Origin of the sequence: Clostridium rhizosphaerae, from assembly GCF_016765585.1 — a bacterium.
Lineage (GTDB): Bacteria > Bacillota > Clostridia > Clostridiales > Clostridiaceae > Clostridium_AT > Clostridium_AT rhizosphaerae.
The window spans coordinates 329687-344756 of sequence record NZ_JAESWC010000018.1 but is presented as its reverse complement, the minus strand read 5'-3'; the positions used below and the strand labels follow the sequence as shown (position 1 = coordinate 344756).

15 protein-coding genes are annotated in these 15070 nt (G+C 31.6%); 11 read left to right on the top strand and 4 right to left on the bottom strand.

Going from position 1 to position 15070, the window contains the following annotated elements; all coding sequences use genetic code 11:
- Nucleotides 1–19 precede the first annotated feature (19 nt).
- A complete protein-coding gene (gene hutI, locus JK636_RS20485) occupies nt 20–1282 on the top strand; it encodes an imidazolonepropionase (RefSeq protein WP_202751126.1) in 1263 nt (420 codons plus the stop codon).
- 1 nt (nt 1283) lies between these two features.
- Nucleotides 1284–1919: a cyclodeaminase/cyclohydrolase family protein gene (locus tag JK636_RS20480; protein WP_202750841.1), complete on the top strand. Its 636-nt coding sequence runs from the start codon at nt 1284–1286 to the stop codon at nt 1917–1919.
- A 47-nt stretch (nt 1920–1966) separates the two neighbouring features.
- Here the strand turns inward: JK636_RS20480 and pdaA are convergent, their stop codons facing one another.
- Entirely contained in the window at nt 1967–2914 is a 948-nt protein-coding gene (pdaA, locus tag JK636_RS20475; protein WP_202750840.1) for a delta-lactam-biosynthetic de-N-acetylase, read from the bottom strand.
- Nucleotides 2915–3009: 95 nt separating this feature from the next.
- Here pdaA and JK636_RS20470 point away from each other — a divergent pair, with 95 nt between their 5' ends.
- Nucleotides 3010–4758, top strand: a complete 1749-nt coding sequence (locus JK636_RS20470; protein ID WP_202750839.1) for an Eco57I restriction-modification methylase domain-containing protein — start codon at nt 3010–3012, stop codon at nt 4756–4758.
- A gap of 96 nt (nt 4759–4854) precedes the next feature.
- Here the strand turns inward: JK636_RS20470 and iadA are convergent, their stop codons facing one another.
- Together iadA and speE are read right to left on the bottom strand one after the other, a co-directional pair.
- Entirely contained in the window at nt 4855–6042 is a 1188-nt protein-coding gene (gene iadA / locus JK636_RS20465) for a beta-aspartyl-peptidase (RefSeq protein ID WP_202750838.1), read from the bottom strand.
- 136 nt (nt 6043–6178) lie between these two features.
- Nucleotides 6179–7006 (bottom strand): polyamine aminopropyltransferase, encoded by an 828-nt coding sequence (gene speE, locus JK636_RS20460; RefSeq protein WP_202750837.1) that lies wholly within the window; start codon nt 7004–7006, stop codon nt 6179–6181.
- 406 nt (nt 7007–7412) lie between these two features.
- Between speE and spoIIAA the strand changes: the two genes are divergently transcribed.
- From spoIIAA to JK636_RS20425, 7 genes are all read left to right on the top strand, one after another.
- Nucleotides 7413–7748, top strand: coding sequence for an anti-sigma F factor antagonist (gene spoIIAA / locus JK636_RS20455; RefSeq protein ID WP_202750836.1), 336 nt, complete (start codon nt 7413–7415; stop codon nt 7746–7748).
- A 15-nt stretch (nt 7749–7763) separates the two neighbouring features.
- Nucleotides 7764–8192, top strand: coding sequence for an anti-sigma F factor (gene spoIIAB / locus JK636_RS20450; RefSeq protein ID WP_202750835.1), 429 nt, complete (start codon nt 7764–7766; stop codon nt 8190–8192).
- A 9-nt stretch (nt 8193–8201) separates the two neighbouring features.
- Complete coding sequence (sigF, locus tag JK636_RS20445; protein ID WP_202750834.1) at nt 8202–8957, top strand: RNA polymerase sporulation sigma factor SigF; 756 nt, start codon at nt 8202–8204, stop codon at nt 8955–8957.
- Between the two features lie 192 nt (nt 8958–9149).
- Nucleotides 9150–9599, top strand: coding sequence for a stage V sporulation protein AC (gene spoVAC, locus JK636_RS20440; RefSeq protein ID WP_202750833.1), 450 nt, complete (start codon nt 9150–9152; stop codon nt 9597–9599).
- Between the two features lie 9 nt (nt 9600–9608).
- Nucleotides 9609–10616, top strand: a complete 1008-nt coding sequence (spoVAD, locus tag JK636_RS20435; protein WP_202750832.1) for a stage V sporulation protein AD — start codon at nt 9609–9611, stop codon at nt 10614–10616.
- Nucleotides 10617–10686: 70 nt separating this feature from the next.
- Entirely contained in the window at nt 10687–11043 is a 357-nt protein-coding gene (spoVAE, locus tag JK636_RS20430) for a stage V sporulation protein AE (protein WP_202750831.1), read from the top strand.
- A complete protein-coding gene (locus tag JK636_RS20425; protein ID WP_202750830.1) occupies nt 11040–11621 on the top strand; it encodes a stage V sporulation protein AE in 582 nt (193 codons plus the stop codon). The genes spoVAE and JK636_RS20425 overlap by 4 nt, the downstream gene beginning before the upstream one ends.
- A 59-nt stretch (nt 11622–11680) precedes the next feature.
- Here JK636_RS20425 and JK636_RS20420 read toward each other — a convergent pair whose 3' ends face one another.
- Complete coding sequence (locus tag JK636_RS20420; protein ID WP_202750829.1) at nt 11681–14158, bottom strand: transglycosylase domain-containing protein; 2478 nt, start codon at nt 14156–14158, stop codon at nt 11681–11683.
- A 216-nt stretch (nt 14159–14374) separates the two neighbouring features.
- Between JK636_RS20420 and yunB the strand changes: the two genes are divergently transcribed.
- A complete protein-coding gene (gene yunB, locus JK636_RS20415) occupies nt 14375–15043 on the top strand; it encodes a sporulation protein YunB (RefSeq protein WP_202751125.1) in 669 nt (222 codons plus the stop codon).
- Nucleotides 15044–15070: the final 27 nt, after the last annotated feature.

The window sequence follows — 15070 nt, the reverse complement described above, 5'->3', positions numbered from 1 at the left end:
AAGGAGTGATAAATTGGCTATAATTATAAAAAACATTGACTGTTTGGTGACCTGTAAGGGCAGTTATAAGAAAACAAAAGATGACTTGAAAGATGCAGGAATAATTGAAAATGGATATGTTGCGCTGGAAGAGGATAAGATTAAGGCTGTAGGATGCGGCGATGGCTACAGAAGTTATATGAGTTCACAGGATGTCATAATAGACGGTAAAGGAAAGACAGTCACTCCTGGGCTTATAGATTGTCATACTCATGTAGTATACGCAGGCTCAAGGGAAAATGAGCTTCCTTTAAAGCTAAACAACGTTAGCTATATTGATATATTAAAAAGCGGCGGAGGTATATTAAGCACCGTTAGGAAAACTAGAGAAGCTTCTATCGAGGAGTTAATTGATAAAAGCAGGAAAAGGGTTGACTTAATGCTTATGCATGGAACAACAACTATAGAAAGCAAATCAGGGTATGGTTTAAATTTTGATGATGAAATTAAAATGCTTCAAGTTAACAAGAGTCTAAATGAGCTGCATCCTATTGATGTTGTTTCAACTTACCTTGGAGCTCATGCTGTTCCAGAGGAGTATAAGAATAAACGAGATGATTATATAAATTTAATAATAAATCAAATCATTCCTTATATATCTAAAAATTCTTTAGCTGAATTTGTTGATTGTTTCTGTGAGGAAGGAGTATTTACAGTAGAGGAAAGTAAAAAGATTTTACAAGCAGCACTTAATAATAATTTACAGGTGAAGCTTCATGCAGACGAAATTGAGGCAATAGGGGGAGCAGAGCTTGCTGCTGAGTTAAATGCTGTTTCAGCAGAGCATCTTGTAGGCGCATCTACCGAAGGTATAAAAGCTATGGCTAAGAAAAAAGTTGTGGCAGCGCTGCTTCCGGCAACCTCCTTTTATTTAATGCTTAATAAATTTGCAAATGCTAGAGCTATGATTGAAGCAGGAGTTCCAATTGCGCTGGCTACTGACTGTAATCCCGGCACTTCACCAACAGAATCACTTCAAACTATTATGACATTTGCATGTTTTGGAATGAAACTTTTACCTGAAGAAATTATAAATGCTATGACTATAAATGCTGCTTGTGCAATTAATAGAGAAAAGCAAATAGGAAGCATAGAAACAGGTAAGAAAGCAGATATTACTATTTTTAACAGCAAGAATTTAAATTACTTAGTTTATCATTTTGGAATTAATGCTGTACAGAGTGTAATTAAAAATGGTAAATTAGTAGTGGAAAACGGAAATATCGTGAAAGGAATTGATTAGTATGCTTCAAAATCTAAATGTTAAAGAATTTATAGATGAACTATCTTCTAATTCACCAGCACCTGGAGGCGGGAGTGCAGCAGCTTTATCAGCAGCACTGGCAAGCGCACTAGGATCAATGGTATTCAATTTGACTATAAATAAAAAGGCTTATAATGAATATGAAGAAGATATAAAAAATAATATATTAAAATCTCTAGAAAATACAAATTCAAATAAAAACGAATTTTTAAATCTTATGGATAAGGATGCAGAAGAATTTTTAGAGTTGATGTCTGCATTTAAACTTCCTAAAAATAGTGAAGAAGAAAAGAACCTTAGAGAAATAAAAATACAGGACGGATATCAAAAAGCTTTAGAAATTCCTTACAAAGTTGCAAATAAAGCTTTCGAATTGTATAAATACATAGAGATTGCAGCTAAATATGGAAATAAAAATGCCATATCAGATGCTGGGGTAGCGGCTCTATTAATACAAACAGCTGTTGAAAGTGCAGTGTTAAATGTTAAGATTAACTTGTCCAGTATTAAAAATGAAGAATATAAAATAGAAATTGAAAAACAATGTAAACTTATTGTTGAAGAAGGAACGGCTAAGAAGAATTCTATCATCGATATAGTTAATTCAAAATTATAGGTAAAAATTCTAAGGATACTCCAATATCCTTAGAATTTTTTTACTTCTTAGGGAAGTTCATTTAAAGTTTTAAATTCAAACCCTTTGCTTTTCCATTCCTTTAAAATAGAATCCATTATTTCAGTATTTGTCTTAGATACAGCATGAAGAAGAACAATTCCACCATTATGCGTACGCTCCATAATAACTTTTTTAGCTTTTTCTATAGAGGGCTGCTCAGTAGGAATCCAATCTTTGTATGCAAAGCTCCAGAAAATTGTTTTGTATCCAAGATCCTTAGTATAACTTAAAGATAATTCGCTGTATTTTCCCATAGGAGGTCTAAAAAATTTAGGCATTTTTTGTCCAGTAACTTCTTCAAAAGCTTCTTCTGTAACCGTAAATTCCTGCTCAAATTTAGTTTTGTCTTTTAACGCTACCTGAGCCATAGATGGGTGATTGTTAGAGTGGTTGCATACTAAATGTCCTTCAGCTACCATTCTTTTAATTAAGTCTTTGTTAGCATTTATATAAGGTGTAGTAACAAAAAAAGCTGCTTTAACATTATTTGCTTTTAGAGTATCTAATATCTTTGAAGTATATCCATTTTCGTAGCCCTCGTCAAAAGTTAGATACAATACTTTTTTTGAAGTATCCCCTAAATAATAGGCAGAGTATTTCTTTATAAGTTCTAATATTTCAGGAGGTTCTCCAGATGGAGTTCCATCTTTTTTAGGTTGATAAAACCAACTTTTTTCAGTTATGCTTATTTTTGAACCATCAGTTTTTGAAATTTTAAATTTTTCGTTTGATTCATCTTTTACTTCTTTCTTTTCACTTGTTTCCTCTTCATTGTCTTGCGGAACTACTATATTTTCTTCAAAAGTAGGCTGCTTATTATTACTTGTGCCATCTACAGAGGGTTTTATTGTCTCTATATATAGATTGCTAGCTTTAGTACATCCACCAAATAAAATAGGAATAACTAAAATTGCAGATATTATTTTTTTATTCATATTTATGGCCTCCTCAAACTGTGATATACTCTTTATATTATAAGAGTTAGGCTTAGTTATTAATTTATAATACTAATATGATGGTGATTTTTAAAATGATTGAATACTTTAGAGAAAAAATATATGAAATTTATAATATACTTTTACAACCTATAGATATTATGTTCAAAATTACTGCTATTAATAAATGCAAAACTGATTTAAATATTGGTAAAAATGAAAACTTTGGAGAATATTATTATAAAATAAGTTTTGATAAAAAGTTAAAAGGAATGGTCTACACACCTATAGAAATTGCAGACTATATGCTTAAAAACACTATAAAAGCTGAGGATATAATTAAAAATCCATATTTGAAAATTGTTGATCCAAGCTGCGGTTCCGGCAATTTGATAATTCCATGTTTTTTTTATTTGCAAATTATTTATAAGCATAATTTAAAAGCTATTAATGAAGTAAATAATATTAATTTAGAAGAAAAAGATATTAATGAACATATAGTTAAGAATAATTTGTTTGGCTTTGACATAGATGATTTTGCTTTAAAGCTTTTAATTATTGACTTGTATCAAGTAAGTCAATTAATTGAGATAGACAATTTTAAATGCAGCGACTTTTTAGTATATTCTAATGAATATAAATATGATGTTTTTATTGGAAATCCTCCATATATAGGACATAAAACTATAAGCAGAGAATACTCAATTAATCTCAAAAAAATTTATAAGGATTTATATAGGGATAAAGGAGATTTATCTTACTGTTTTTTTGGAGCAGCGTTAAATAAGCTGAAAAAAGGCGGAAAACTTAGCTTTATTACATCTAGGTATTTTCTTGAATCACCAAGCGGCGAAAATCTTAGAAAAACTTTAAAGGAGTTTTGCTCAATAGAAAAGATAGTGGATTTTTATGGAATTAGACCCTTTAAAAATATTGGAATAGATCCTGTTATACTTTTTATGACATTGGGTGATAACAATAAAGATATTGAGATAATTAAGCCAGTTATAAAAAAAGAAAAAGAATTTATTAATGCAGTATTTCATAATAAGAGTACAAGTTATTTAAGCTTTCAGATAAATAAAAATATATTGAATGATAAGGGCTGGGTACTTAGAGAAGAAAAAGAAAGAAATATAGTAAATAAAATCGAGAAGAAATGTTTCACAACCTTAGGAAATATATGTGACAGTTATCAAGGTATAATAACAGGTTGTGATAAGGCTTTTGTAGTAAATGAGTGTACTATAAATGAAGAAGCCTTAGAAAAAGTAATTATTAAACCTTGGATAAAAAGCAGTTACATAAATAAAAATCAAATAATTAGATCAGATAAGTATCTGATTTACTCAAATTTAATAGATGAAGAAAATAATTATATTAACTGTATAAACCATATGCAACAGCATAAAAGCAAGCTTATGGAAAGAAGAGAATGTAAGAATAAAGTTAGACTATGGTATGAGCTGCAATGGGGTAGAAATCAAGGAATATTTGAAGGAGAAAAAATAGTATTCCCCTTCAAGGCAAGTTCAAATAGATTTTCTTTAGATAAAGGCAGCTATTTTAGTGCGGATGTATACTGCCTATTAATAAAGGATAATATGCCTTTTAATTATGAATATCTTCTAAAAATTTTAAACAGCAGTATCTATGAGTATTATTTTAAGAGCTTTGCAAAAAAGCTTGGCGAAGACTTATACGAGTATTATCCTAATAACCTAATGAAACTTTGTATTCCTACAATGATTGACATAAGTGAAGATATAGATAACTTTTTATATAGTTATTTTGAACTTGAAGATTTTGAAATAAAAATTATAGAAGAAAACATTAATATATAATGCAAAAGTTCTAGTACATTAATGATGTCCAAAATATCCAATCTTCAAGGATTTTTGGACATCATTAATGTAAGAACTTTATTGTATTATATATAATTAGCTTTTTATTGCTTTTTCAAATGTACCGAACCTTACTGCAGTGCCATGCTGCACTAAGGTTTTTCCTTTACATAAAACATAATCAAGTGAGAGATCCTTGTTCATTATTAAAATATCAGCTTGCTTTCCTATTTCAACTGTACCGGTATAGTCTAATTTTAATATTTTTGAGGGATTTTTAGTTAATGGGTAGAGAGCTTTTTCAACAGGTATATTATATAGCTCTACCATCTTTTTAAACTCAACAATATTACTTTCAATTGAACCAATACCTATGCTTGTTAGTTTCCCGTTTTCATCAAATACAGGCATGCTACCGTTGCTGTCTGAACTCAGAGTTATATTTTCTATATAGCAGCCATTATCGAGTAAATATTTAAAGGCATAAGAAGCATCCACAGGAGCGGTATCGAATTCGGTCCTCACTATACCAGAAGTTAAGTCTAAGGTCCCGCCTTTCTTTATGTATTTGATTCCTTGGTAAAGAAGGGTCTTATTTCTATTAATATGTGTTGGGAGCATATTTTGAGATAGTACAGCTTCTTCACTTATTATTTTTAAAAGAGGATATATTCCTTCTTTATCATCACCAACGTGAATATGTAAAACACCGCACTTGCCAGATAATAAGCCTCCCACTCTGCAATCTAAAGCTAATCGTTCTATTTCCTGCTTTATTGGTTTGCTGCTTCTATGATCGGAAATTGCAATTTCCCCTACACCGATTATTTTATCTATTAAAACTATGTCATCACGGGAGTTATCAGTAATCGTTCTTGTAGGAAATTGATAACATCCAGTCCATATAAGAGTATTAATACCTTCTTCTTCTAAGGCTCTGGCTTTTGCAAGAAGAGAATTTAAAGAACGAGTAGTACCATCTGTACCTAAGCATCCTACAACAGTTGTCACTCCATAAGTTGTAATATGAGATAACTGAATTTCAGGAGTTCTTGTAGTATAGCCTCCCTCACCGCCGCCACCAATAAGATGAACATGAAGGTCAATAAAGCCTGGAGTAATAATCTGATTTGAAGCATCTATTACCTCAACTTCATAAAATTCTTTTGGAGGCAAGGGTATAAAATCTTCAACTTTAGCAATTTTATCATTACAAATTAAGATATCTTTTTTGCCAATGTAATCGGGGGTATAAACTAAGCCGTTTTTTATTAATTTAATCATTAAAAGTCCTCCTTATATATGTATTTTGCCTGTCTTCTTTATTTGACTTAAGTAAAATTATTCAATCTTATTATTTTACTAATAAAAAGCTTTATTCAAGAAAAAAGGTCTCCTGTAAAAAGGAAACCTTTTGCTTCTACTTTATTAAGTTTTCTATGTACTTTGGAAGTGTAAAACAGGCTTTATGAAGCTTTTTAGTATAATACTTAGTTTCAAAATCAATTTTATTTGATAAATCTACAGTTTCAGGATCATACTTTTTTGAACCTACTGTAAAACTCCAATATCCTCCTGGATATGTAGGTATTCCAGCCATAAAGAGCTTAGTTACAGGGAATACTGCCTTAGCATCATTAAATACCTTCTTAACTACTTCGGGAAGATAAAATGGAGTTTCAGTTTGAGCAATGAAAATTCCATCTTCAGTTAAGCATTCATAGATTTCTTTATAAAAACTTCCTCCAAATAATCCTTCAGCTGCTCCAAAGGGATCTGTAGAATCTACAATAATAACATCAAATTCATTTTTATGTTCATGTACATATTTTATGCCGTCACCAACAAATATTTCACATCTTGGGTTATTTAGCTCAGAGCTTATCTCAGGAAGATATTTTTTACATTCTTCAATTACTGAACCATCTATTTCGCAGAGCACAGCCTTTTCTATAGATGGATGCTTTAATATCTCTCTGATTGCACCTCCGTCTCCTCCGCCTACAACCAAAACCTTTTTAGGGTTAGGATGAGTAAATAGAGGAATATGTGATATCATTTCATGATAAACGAATTCATCTTTTATAGTAGTTTGCACAATTCCGTCAAGTACAAGCATTCTGCCGAAAGCATATGTATCTAGTATAGCTAAATCTTGATATTCAGTTTGCTTTCTAACTAAAGTCTCCTTAATTTTATATGTCATGGCAGCATCGCTTATTTGTCCTTCTTTCAGCCACATATCCATATGTAGACCTCCTTATAACCATATTATCAATTTAAATCTTATAGTAAACAATGATAATTATAACAATGTTTTTTTTTATGAGCAATAGTGTGGGATATATATAATGCAATAAAGTTCTTACATTCATGGTGTCAAAAAATATTCAATTGCCAAGAATTTTTGGGACATCAGGAATGTATTAGAACTTTTGCATTATATATAAAAGTATTTATTTTTATAGGCATAATTAGTATAAAATATTAGAAAAGTTGATATTACTGAATATTTTATTATGAATTAGGGAAAAATATAAAAATCTATGTAATTTTTTTAAAAATATAGAAGGAAAATAATGTAATATCTAGAATATAGATATTAGGCAAAATTTTACTTTTATGCGTAATTTAAAACTTTAGGGGGAATAAGCATGTATTTAAAGTTTCAAAAAGAAGATGAGAAACTTGTGGTATATATGATGGGAGAATTGGATCATCATAGCGCTGAAGAGGTTAGAAGTAAAATTGATGACAGGCTTGATAGAGAAAATATAAACAAGCTTGTTATGGATTTTACTAATGTAACCTTTATGGATAGTTCAGGTATTGGAGTTGTTATTGGGCGCTTCAAAAAAATATCCCTAAAAAAGGGAGATGTTTGTATTACAAATGTAAATAACTCTGTAAAAAGAGTGTTCGATCTGTCGGGTATGTTTAAAATTATAAAACTTTATGACAATGTAGAACAAGCATTGAAGAGCATTTAATGTGGGGGGATAAAAATGTACGATAACAAGATAAAAATAGAATTCTCAAGTAAATCTCAGAATGAAGGTTTTGCAAGAGTGGCAGTAGCGGCTTTTGCATCACAATTAGATCCAACCATAGAAGAAATAACAGATGTAAAAACTGCTGTATCTGAAGCGGTTACCAATGCTATAATTCATGGCTACGGAGGGAAAGATGGAGTAGTTAGAATAGAAGCAATGATTGAAAAAAATGAATTGACAATAGAAATTAGTGATGAGGGAATTGGAATAGAAAATATCGAACTTGCTATGCAGCCTTTATATACCTCAAGACCGGACTTAGAAAGGTCAGGAATGGGGTTTACTGTTATGGAAACCTTTATGGATAGTTTGGAAGTAAAGTCAGAAGATGAAAAGGGAACAAAGGTAATAATGAAAAAAGTTTTTAAATCTTTAAGTTAGGTGAAAATTATGGATGAAGAGATTCTGAAAAAGCAAGAGTTTAATTATGATGACAATTTAGAACTAATCCAAAGGGCAAGAACAGGGGATAAGGATTGCTTAAATAAATTAATACAATTAAATTTACCTCTTGTTTCCGCAGTAAGCAAAAAATTTCTAAACAGAGGCTATGAGTATGAAGATATTTTCCAAATTGGCTCAATGGGGCTTGTAAAAGCAGTTAATAATTTTGATCCGAGCTTTAATGTTAAGTTTTCAACATATGCCGTGCCTATGATAATGGGTGAGATAAAGAGATTTTTAAGAGATGATGGAATAATTAAAGTTAGCAGAAGCGTAAAAAATGTAGCAAGAAAGCTTCATTATGATAAGGAAGCTTTATGCAAAAAGTTGAATAGAGATCCAACAATTGAAGAACTAGCACAATATTCTGGAGTTAATACAGAAGACATTATTTTTGCTTTAGAATCAGCTAATGGTATGCAATATCTCTATGATACTATTCATCAAGACGATGGTTCACCAGTTCTCCTTATCGATAAACTTAGTGAAAACTTTGAAGAAGACAATGAAATTGTTGATAAGCTTGCATTGAAGGAAGCGTTGACTAACTTAGATAATAAGTCTAGACAAATTATTATGCTTAGATACTTTAAGGACAAAACTCAGGTTCAAGTAGCAAAAATGCTTGGTATAAGTCAAGTTCAAGTATCAAGGATAGAAAAAAAAGTTTTAAAGCTTATGAAAGAAAGACTGAGTGGATAGGATGCATTTATTGCATCCTATTATTTATTTCCATTTTATGAAGAAATATTTGAATAAAAATTTGTGATTCGCGTGTCAAGCTATTTTTTGCAAGCAATCAATTATTTTAAGATAATCCGTTTTGAATAACGGATTTTATTTTGCATAAAATAAAACTTGAAGTAATAACTAAAATTTAAGGAAGTGGCTTTGATGAATAAAAAAGACGAAAAAATGAAGCAGAAATTTAAAGAGATATCTTCTGAAGTAAGGCCAACATCACATTTGCTTAGAAATTGTATTCGTGCTTTTATAATAGGTGGATTAATATGCGATGTAGGTCAGTTTTTTAACAATTATTTTATGAAACTTGGATTACCTAAGGATGATGTTTCAGGATGGGTATCTATTATTATGGTATTTATAGGAGCCTTATTAACCGGTATAGGGATTTATGATAAATTAGCAGCTTTTGCAGGTGCAGGAAGCTTGGTACCAATAACTGGTTTTGCGAATTCAATCGTATCCCCAGCTATGGAATTTAAAAGAGAGGGATTTATATTTGGTGTAGCTGCAAAAATGTTTACAATTGCGGGGCCGGTTCTAGTTTATGGAATTGGATCTTCTGTAATCGTAGGAATTATATACTATATTTCAAAGTAGGTGATAATATTGAATAAAAGGGTAGGAAAGCAGACTATAGAAACCCCAAGCAAGCCAAGGATAATTGCAACAGCAAGTATTGTTGGTCCTAAGGAAGGTGAAGGACCATTAAAAGATTATTTTGACATTATATTAGAAGATGATTTGAATGGAAAGGATACTTATGAAAAAGCTGAAAGCAGCATGATGTATACCGCTGTAAATGAAGTTATAAAAAAAGCTAATTTCAAAGAAGAAAATATAGATTATCTACTGGCAGGAGACTTGTTAAACCAATTAACTTCAGCTTGTTTTGCAGCTAAGGATATGGATATTCCATTTATTGGACTCTTTGGGGCCTGTTCAACAATGACAGAATCATTGGCTATGGGATCATTAATGATAGATGGAGGTTATGCAAATCATGTTATTGCAGCTACATCTTCACATTTTTCTTCTGCAGAGAGGCAATTTAGATTTCCATTAGAATATGGAAGTCAAAGACCTCCCACTGCTCAGTGGACTGTAACTGGTTCTGGTGCTATGCTTCTTGGAAGAGAAGGAAACTTTCCATATATAAGCTATGTAACAATGGGAAAGGTAAAAGATTATGGAGTGAACGATGTCAATAATATGGGAGAAGCTATGGCACCTGCAGCGGTAGATACTATAGCACAGCATTTAAGAGACACAGGAAGAACTCCGGATTACTATGATATTATTGCCACAGGAGATCTTGGTAAGGTAGGTAAAAGAATTACAAAAGAACTCCTTCTAGAGCATGGATTTGAATTAAAAGACAACTATATAGACTGCGGTGATGAAATTTTTGAGCATGAAAGGCAAAAAACGAATTCAGGTGGAAGCGGCTGTGGATGTTCGGCTGTAGTAGATTGCGGATATATTTACAAAAATATGTTAAATGGAAAATTTAAGAGGGTTCTTCTTGTATCAACTGGAGCATTATTAAGTTCTACCTCCTGTTTTCAAGGTCTTAATATACCTGGAATCGCTCATGCTGTTGCAGTTGAAATATAAACATAAATAATTAAATGAGAACTCAGGTAATTTGTATTTAAAATATTATTACAGAAAGGAGAGCTAAATAATGGACTATGTTAATGCCTTTATTGTAGGAGGAATATTTTGTGTAATAGCTCAAATACTTATTGATAAAACTAAACTGACACCTGCTAGAATTTTGGTTACCTTTGTTACTTTAGGAGTAATATTAGGAGCATTAAATGTGTATGAACCTATAGTGAAATTAGGGAAAGCAGGAGCTACTGTACCATTGCCGGGTTTTGGTTATGCATTAGCAAAAGGAGTTATCAAAGAGGTTGATAAGAGTGGATTACTAGGAGCATTTACTGGAGGAATAAAAGGTACCGCAGGAGGAATAACAGGGGCTATCATATTTGGATATCTAATGGCACTTCTTTTTAATCCTAAGACGAAGGAGTGACGGTTTTGAAGCGAAGAGTTATTATTGTTACCGATGGAGATGATATAGCGAAAAATGCAGTTGAAGAAGCTGCAAGAAACATTGGAGGACGATGCATATCTTTATCAGCAGGCAATCCTACTATACTAAGCGGAGAAAAAATAATAGAGTTAATCAAAATAGCAAAGTATGATCCTGTAGTAGTGATGGTTGATGATAGGGGAGACATAGGTATGGGCTATGGTGAGAAAGTAATGTATAAAATTATGAAGGATGAAGGTATTGAAGTTATAGGCATTGTAGCAGTTGCTTCTAACACCGCTAAAGCTAAAGGAGTTATGGTAGATTGTTCAATAGATAAGTATGGCAACATAATAAATAAAGCAGTAGATAAGTATGGAAATGCTTTGCTTAATAGGTTACTTAAAGGTGACACTGTTAATATGCTTTCTTCAATGAAAGTTAAATATATAGTTGGGATTGGCGACCCTGGCAAAATGGATGGAAAAGATAATATAACAATCGGAGCACCTATCATTTCTAAAGCTATGGATGAAATAATAAAAAACTATAATAAGGAGCTTACTAATTTTTCATAAAAAAGGAAGTGACTTTGCATCACTTCCTTTTTGAATATAGTTATAAACTAATGAGGGACTTAATTATTTGTATTTTTTCCAGGCTGGTCTGCTGGGTTACCATTTGAGGTAGGAGTTTGATTAGTATTAGTTTGAGTGTTACCACCAGTATTATTACCAGTATTATTGCCATTATTAGTTTGAGTGTTAGTATTTGTATTACCTTGATCAACAGGAGTTTGAACAGGTGGAGCTGGTTTTGTATCATCAACTTCTGTTGGAAGCACATAAGCTTCATCATCTAAATGAACAGATGGTTTATAATCTCTCTTTATAAATATTCTTTTTTCTAATAAATCTTTTGGTGTATTTTCATTAGCTATTTTGCCATTAGATTTATTTATAGAAGCTTCTACATGCACATCACATAAAGTAGTCGGTTGAGTACCATCAATAAATAACTCAGTATACACTCGACTTCCTCTTGGATCCTTTGAGCATAGATCAGTTGGTATTTTCCCGGAATCTCTGCACACAGGTACAGCCACTATTCCGGAAGGTCTCTCTACATCAGTTACTGGTAAATCCTTATTTGCAATTGCCATTATTTTTCCCCAAACATATGCAGACGTACCACTGCTTATACCCTTTGGAAGTACAGCAGGAGTATCATTACCAATCCAAACAGATGCAGAAAAATAAGGAGTTAAACCATTAAACCAGACTTCTTTTCTATCAGCAGTTGTACCAGTTTTACCTGCAGCAGGCATAGAGCCAAATTTAGCACGTGTTCCAGTACCTCCGTTAACAGGTCCTTTTAACATATCATAGGTTATATACGCACTTTGAGGAGATATAACTTTACGATTTGAAGTTTTGCTTTCAAGAATAGTTACTCCTCTTCTATCTACAACCTTTGTATAAAGCCTCGGATCAGTATACATTCCGTTATTGCCAAAGGTTCCGAAAGCAGCTGCCATAATAAGTGGATTTGCACCATTATTTAATTCTCCTAATGAAAGTGCAGCTAAACTTGTTTTATCATTATTATTAAAAGTTAATCCGTATTTCTCACCATAAGATATTCCAGTTTTAATACCTATATTAAATTCCTCTTTAATCGCAACTAAGTTTACAGAATACTTCATTGCTTCTCTTAGAGTAATATATCCTCTAAAATGAGTCGGCTCATCATTTTTAGGATCCCAATAAGGCCATGCCTTTCTAATATCTGAACCTATTGGAGAATCTTCTACTGCAGTTGCCGCAGTAGCTTGTTTAGAATCTATCGCTGCAGAGTATACAGTGAGAGGTTTAATTGAAGAACCAACTGGTTTTAAAAAGCTCTTGGAGCCATTATAAGCTGCTCTATTAAAAGAACGAGCAGGCTGCTCACCCCTTCCGCCTACAATCGCTTTAACCTCACCTGTATGGTAGTCCATTAAAACTGCTGCAGCTTGTGGAGTATCAGAACCTATATTTTTGCTATCATTTATAATTTGCTGCACTGAATCTTGAAGAGATCTATCCATTGTTGTATAAATTTTAAGTCCGCCATACATTAATAGATTATCTATTTCTGTTTCACTGTAATGATATTGGCTTTGCATATCTTTTTTTATCTGTTCAATGGCTGGAAGTGCAAACCATTCATAATTTAACCTGTTTTTACTAGCAGTTGATGCTTGATTAAAGGCTAAGTTTTTCGGATTTAGTTCGCTTACTGCCTTATCATAGTCAGCTTTTGAAATATAATTATTTTTATACATCATTGTTAGTACTGACTTTGTTCTAGTTAAGTATACAGAAGGATCTTTTTTAGCGCTATCAGAAAAAGCATTATATCTAGTCGGACTCTGAGGAAGACCAGCTATATAAGCACACTGAAGCAAGGTTAGATCTTTAGCAGGCTTATTAAAATAGTAATTAGAAGCAGCCTCTACACCATATACTGTTCCTGCAAAAGGTATTGTGTTCATATAGGCCTCAAGTATTTGCGGCTTTGATAATTTCTTCTCTAATTCAAGAGATAAGTACATTTCTCGGATTTTTCTAGTAGCAGATTCCTTAAAGCTTTTTTCATTTTCGATGTTAGTAAGCATTGTATTTCTAACAACCTGTTGAGTTATAGTAGAAGCACCTTGAAGTGAACTTTTTCCTTTAAGCTTATTAAGTATGTCTATGTAGATAACTCCTGCAATTCTTTGATAGTCAATACCATTATGTTTTTCGAATCTCTCATCTTCAATACTTATAAAGGCATTGGATAAATTTTTAGGGACATCATTAATAGAGATTACATCTCTTTTTTCCCTTGTTGCAACCGCATCTATATATTGATTTTTATTATCATATATAGTTGAAGGTTCATTTAAGGTTAGTATTTGATCTACGTCTAAAGGCGGAGCGGTTTTAACTATAGCTAAAACTACACCTGCACCTGCTACACCTGCTAAAATTATAATACTTAAAAATGTAAATATTATGATTTTAAATATTTTAAACCCCTTTCTTTTTTTCTTTATATTTTTTCGTTTCGTATTTTTCTCTTCTTCCATATGTGAAGCCTCCTTGAGTACTTTCTAATAAAGAACGCTCGTCCAAATATAATTTTATCATAAATATAGCAATATTTTATATAAATATTATTATATTACAAATATTCCCAAAAATCAAAAATATATTCGGAAGTTGTGATTAAAGCTACGAGTATATAATAGATTATACTAATGATTAATTGAAAAGGGAATATAAAATTGAAATGAGGTGTTAATATTAGAAGAAATACCAAAATAAAAATAGTTTTAGGATTACTATTGGTAGTAGCTTTCTTTAATATTTTTATTTATATATTAGATAAAGTTGTAACACCAACGGTTATGGCGGTGGCAGATGCAGAAATGAGAGCAAAGTCTATGGAAATCATAAATACATCAATATTAAAGGAGTACTCAAAACAGTTTAATTATGATGATATTATAAAAGTAGAAAAAGATGAACATGGAAATATATCTATGCTTAAGGCAGATACGCTTAAGATGAGCAAAATAGCAAGTGATGTAGCTTTGAATTCTCAAAAGGAACTTAAAGCTTTAGGACATATAGGTATAAAAGTGCCAATAGGATATATTTTTAATAATAATATCTTGGCAAATATAGGACCAGATGTATCTGTAAAAATGGAGCCTATAGGGTACATAGAAACAAAATATCAATCTGAATTTGAAAGTGCAGGAATAAACCAAACCAGACATAAAATATATGTACAAGTATATGCTAAAGTAAGAATTATAATTCCTACAAAAAAAGATGACATAGAAGTAAAAAGTGAAGTCCCTATATCAGAAACTATAATTGTGGGAAAGACACCAGATACATCCATAAACTTAGACTTAAATGGAGCGGGATATAAGATTAATGAGCAAAATAAAAATCTGCCATAAAAGCGGCAGATTTTTATTTAAAATGTG

Excerpts from the sequence above, each read along its gene's own strand:
- JK636_RS20480 (WP_202750841.1), top strand. The coding sequence starts at position 1,284 with ATGCTTCAAAATCTAAATGTTAAAGAATTTATAGATGAACTATCTTCT.
- pdaA (WP_202750840.1), bottom strand. The coding sequence starts at position 2,914 with ATGAATAAAAAAATAATATCTGCAATTTTAGTTATTCCTATTTTATTT.
- JK636_RS20470 (WP_202750839.1), top strand. The coding sequence starts at position 3,010 with ATGATTGAATACTTTAGAGAAAAAATATATGAAATTTATAATATACTT.
- iadA (WP_202750838.1), bottom strand. The coding sequence starts at position 6,042 with ATGATTAAATTAATAAAAAACGGCTTAGTTTATACCCCCGATTACATT.
- speE (WP_202750837.1), bottom strand. The coding sequence starts at position 7,006 with ATGGATATGTGGCTGAAAGAAGGACAAATAAGCGATGCTGCCATGACA.
- spoIIAA (WP_202750836.1), top strand. The coding sequence starts at position 7,413 with ATGTATTTAAAGTTTCAAAAAGAAGATGAGAAACTTGTGGTATATATG.
- spoIIAB (WP_202750835.1), top strand. The coding sequence starts at position 7,764 with ATGTACGATAACAAGATAAAAATAGAATTCTCAAGTAAATCTCAGAAT.
- sigF (WP_202750834.1), top strand. The coding sequence starts at position 8,202 with ATGGATGAAGAGATTCTGAAAAAGCAAGAGTTTAATTATGATGACAAT.
- spoVAC (WP_202750833.1), top strand. The coding sequence starts at position 9,150 with ATGAATAAAAAAGACGAAAAAATGAAGCAGAAATTTAAAGAGATATCT.
- spoVAE (WP_202750831.1), top strand. The coding sequence starts at position 10,687 with ATGGACTATGTTAATGCCTTTATTGTAGGAGGAATATTTTGTGTAATA.
- JK636_RS20420 (WP_202750829.1), bottom strand. The coding sequence starts at position 14,158 with ATGGAAGAAGAGAAAAATACGAAACGAAAAAATATAAAGAAAAAAAGA.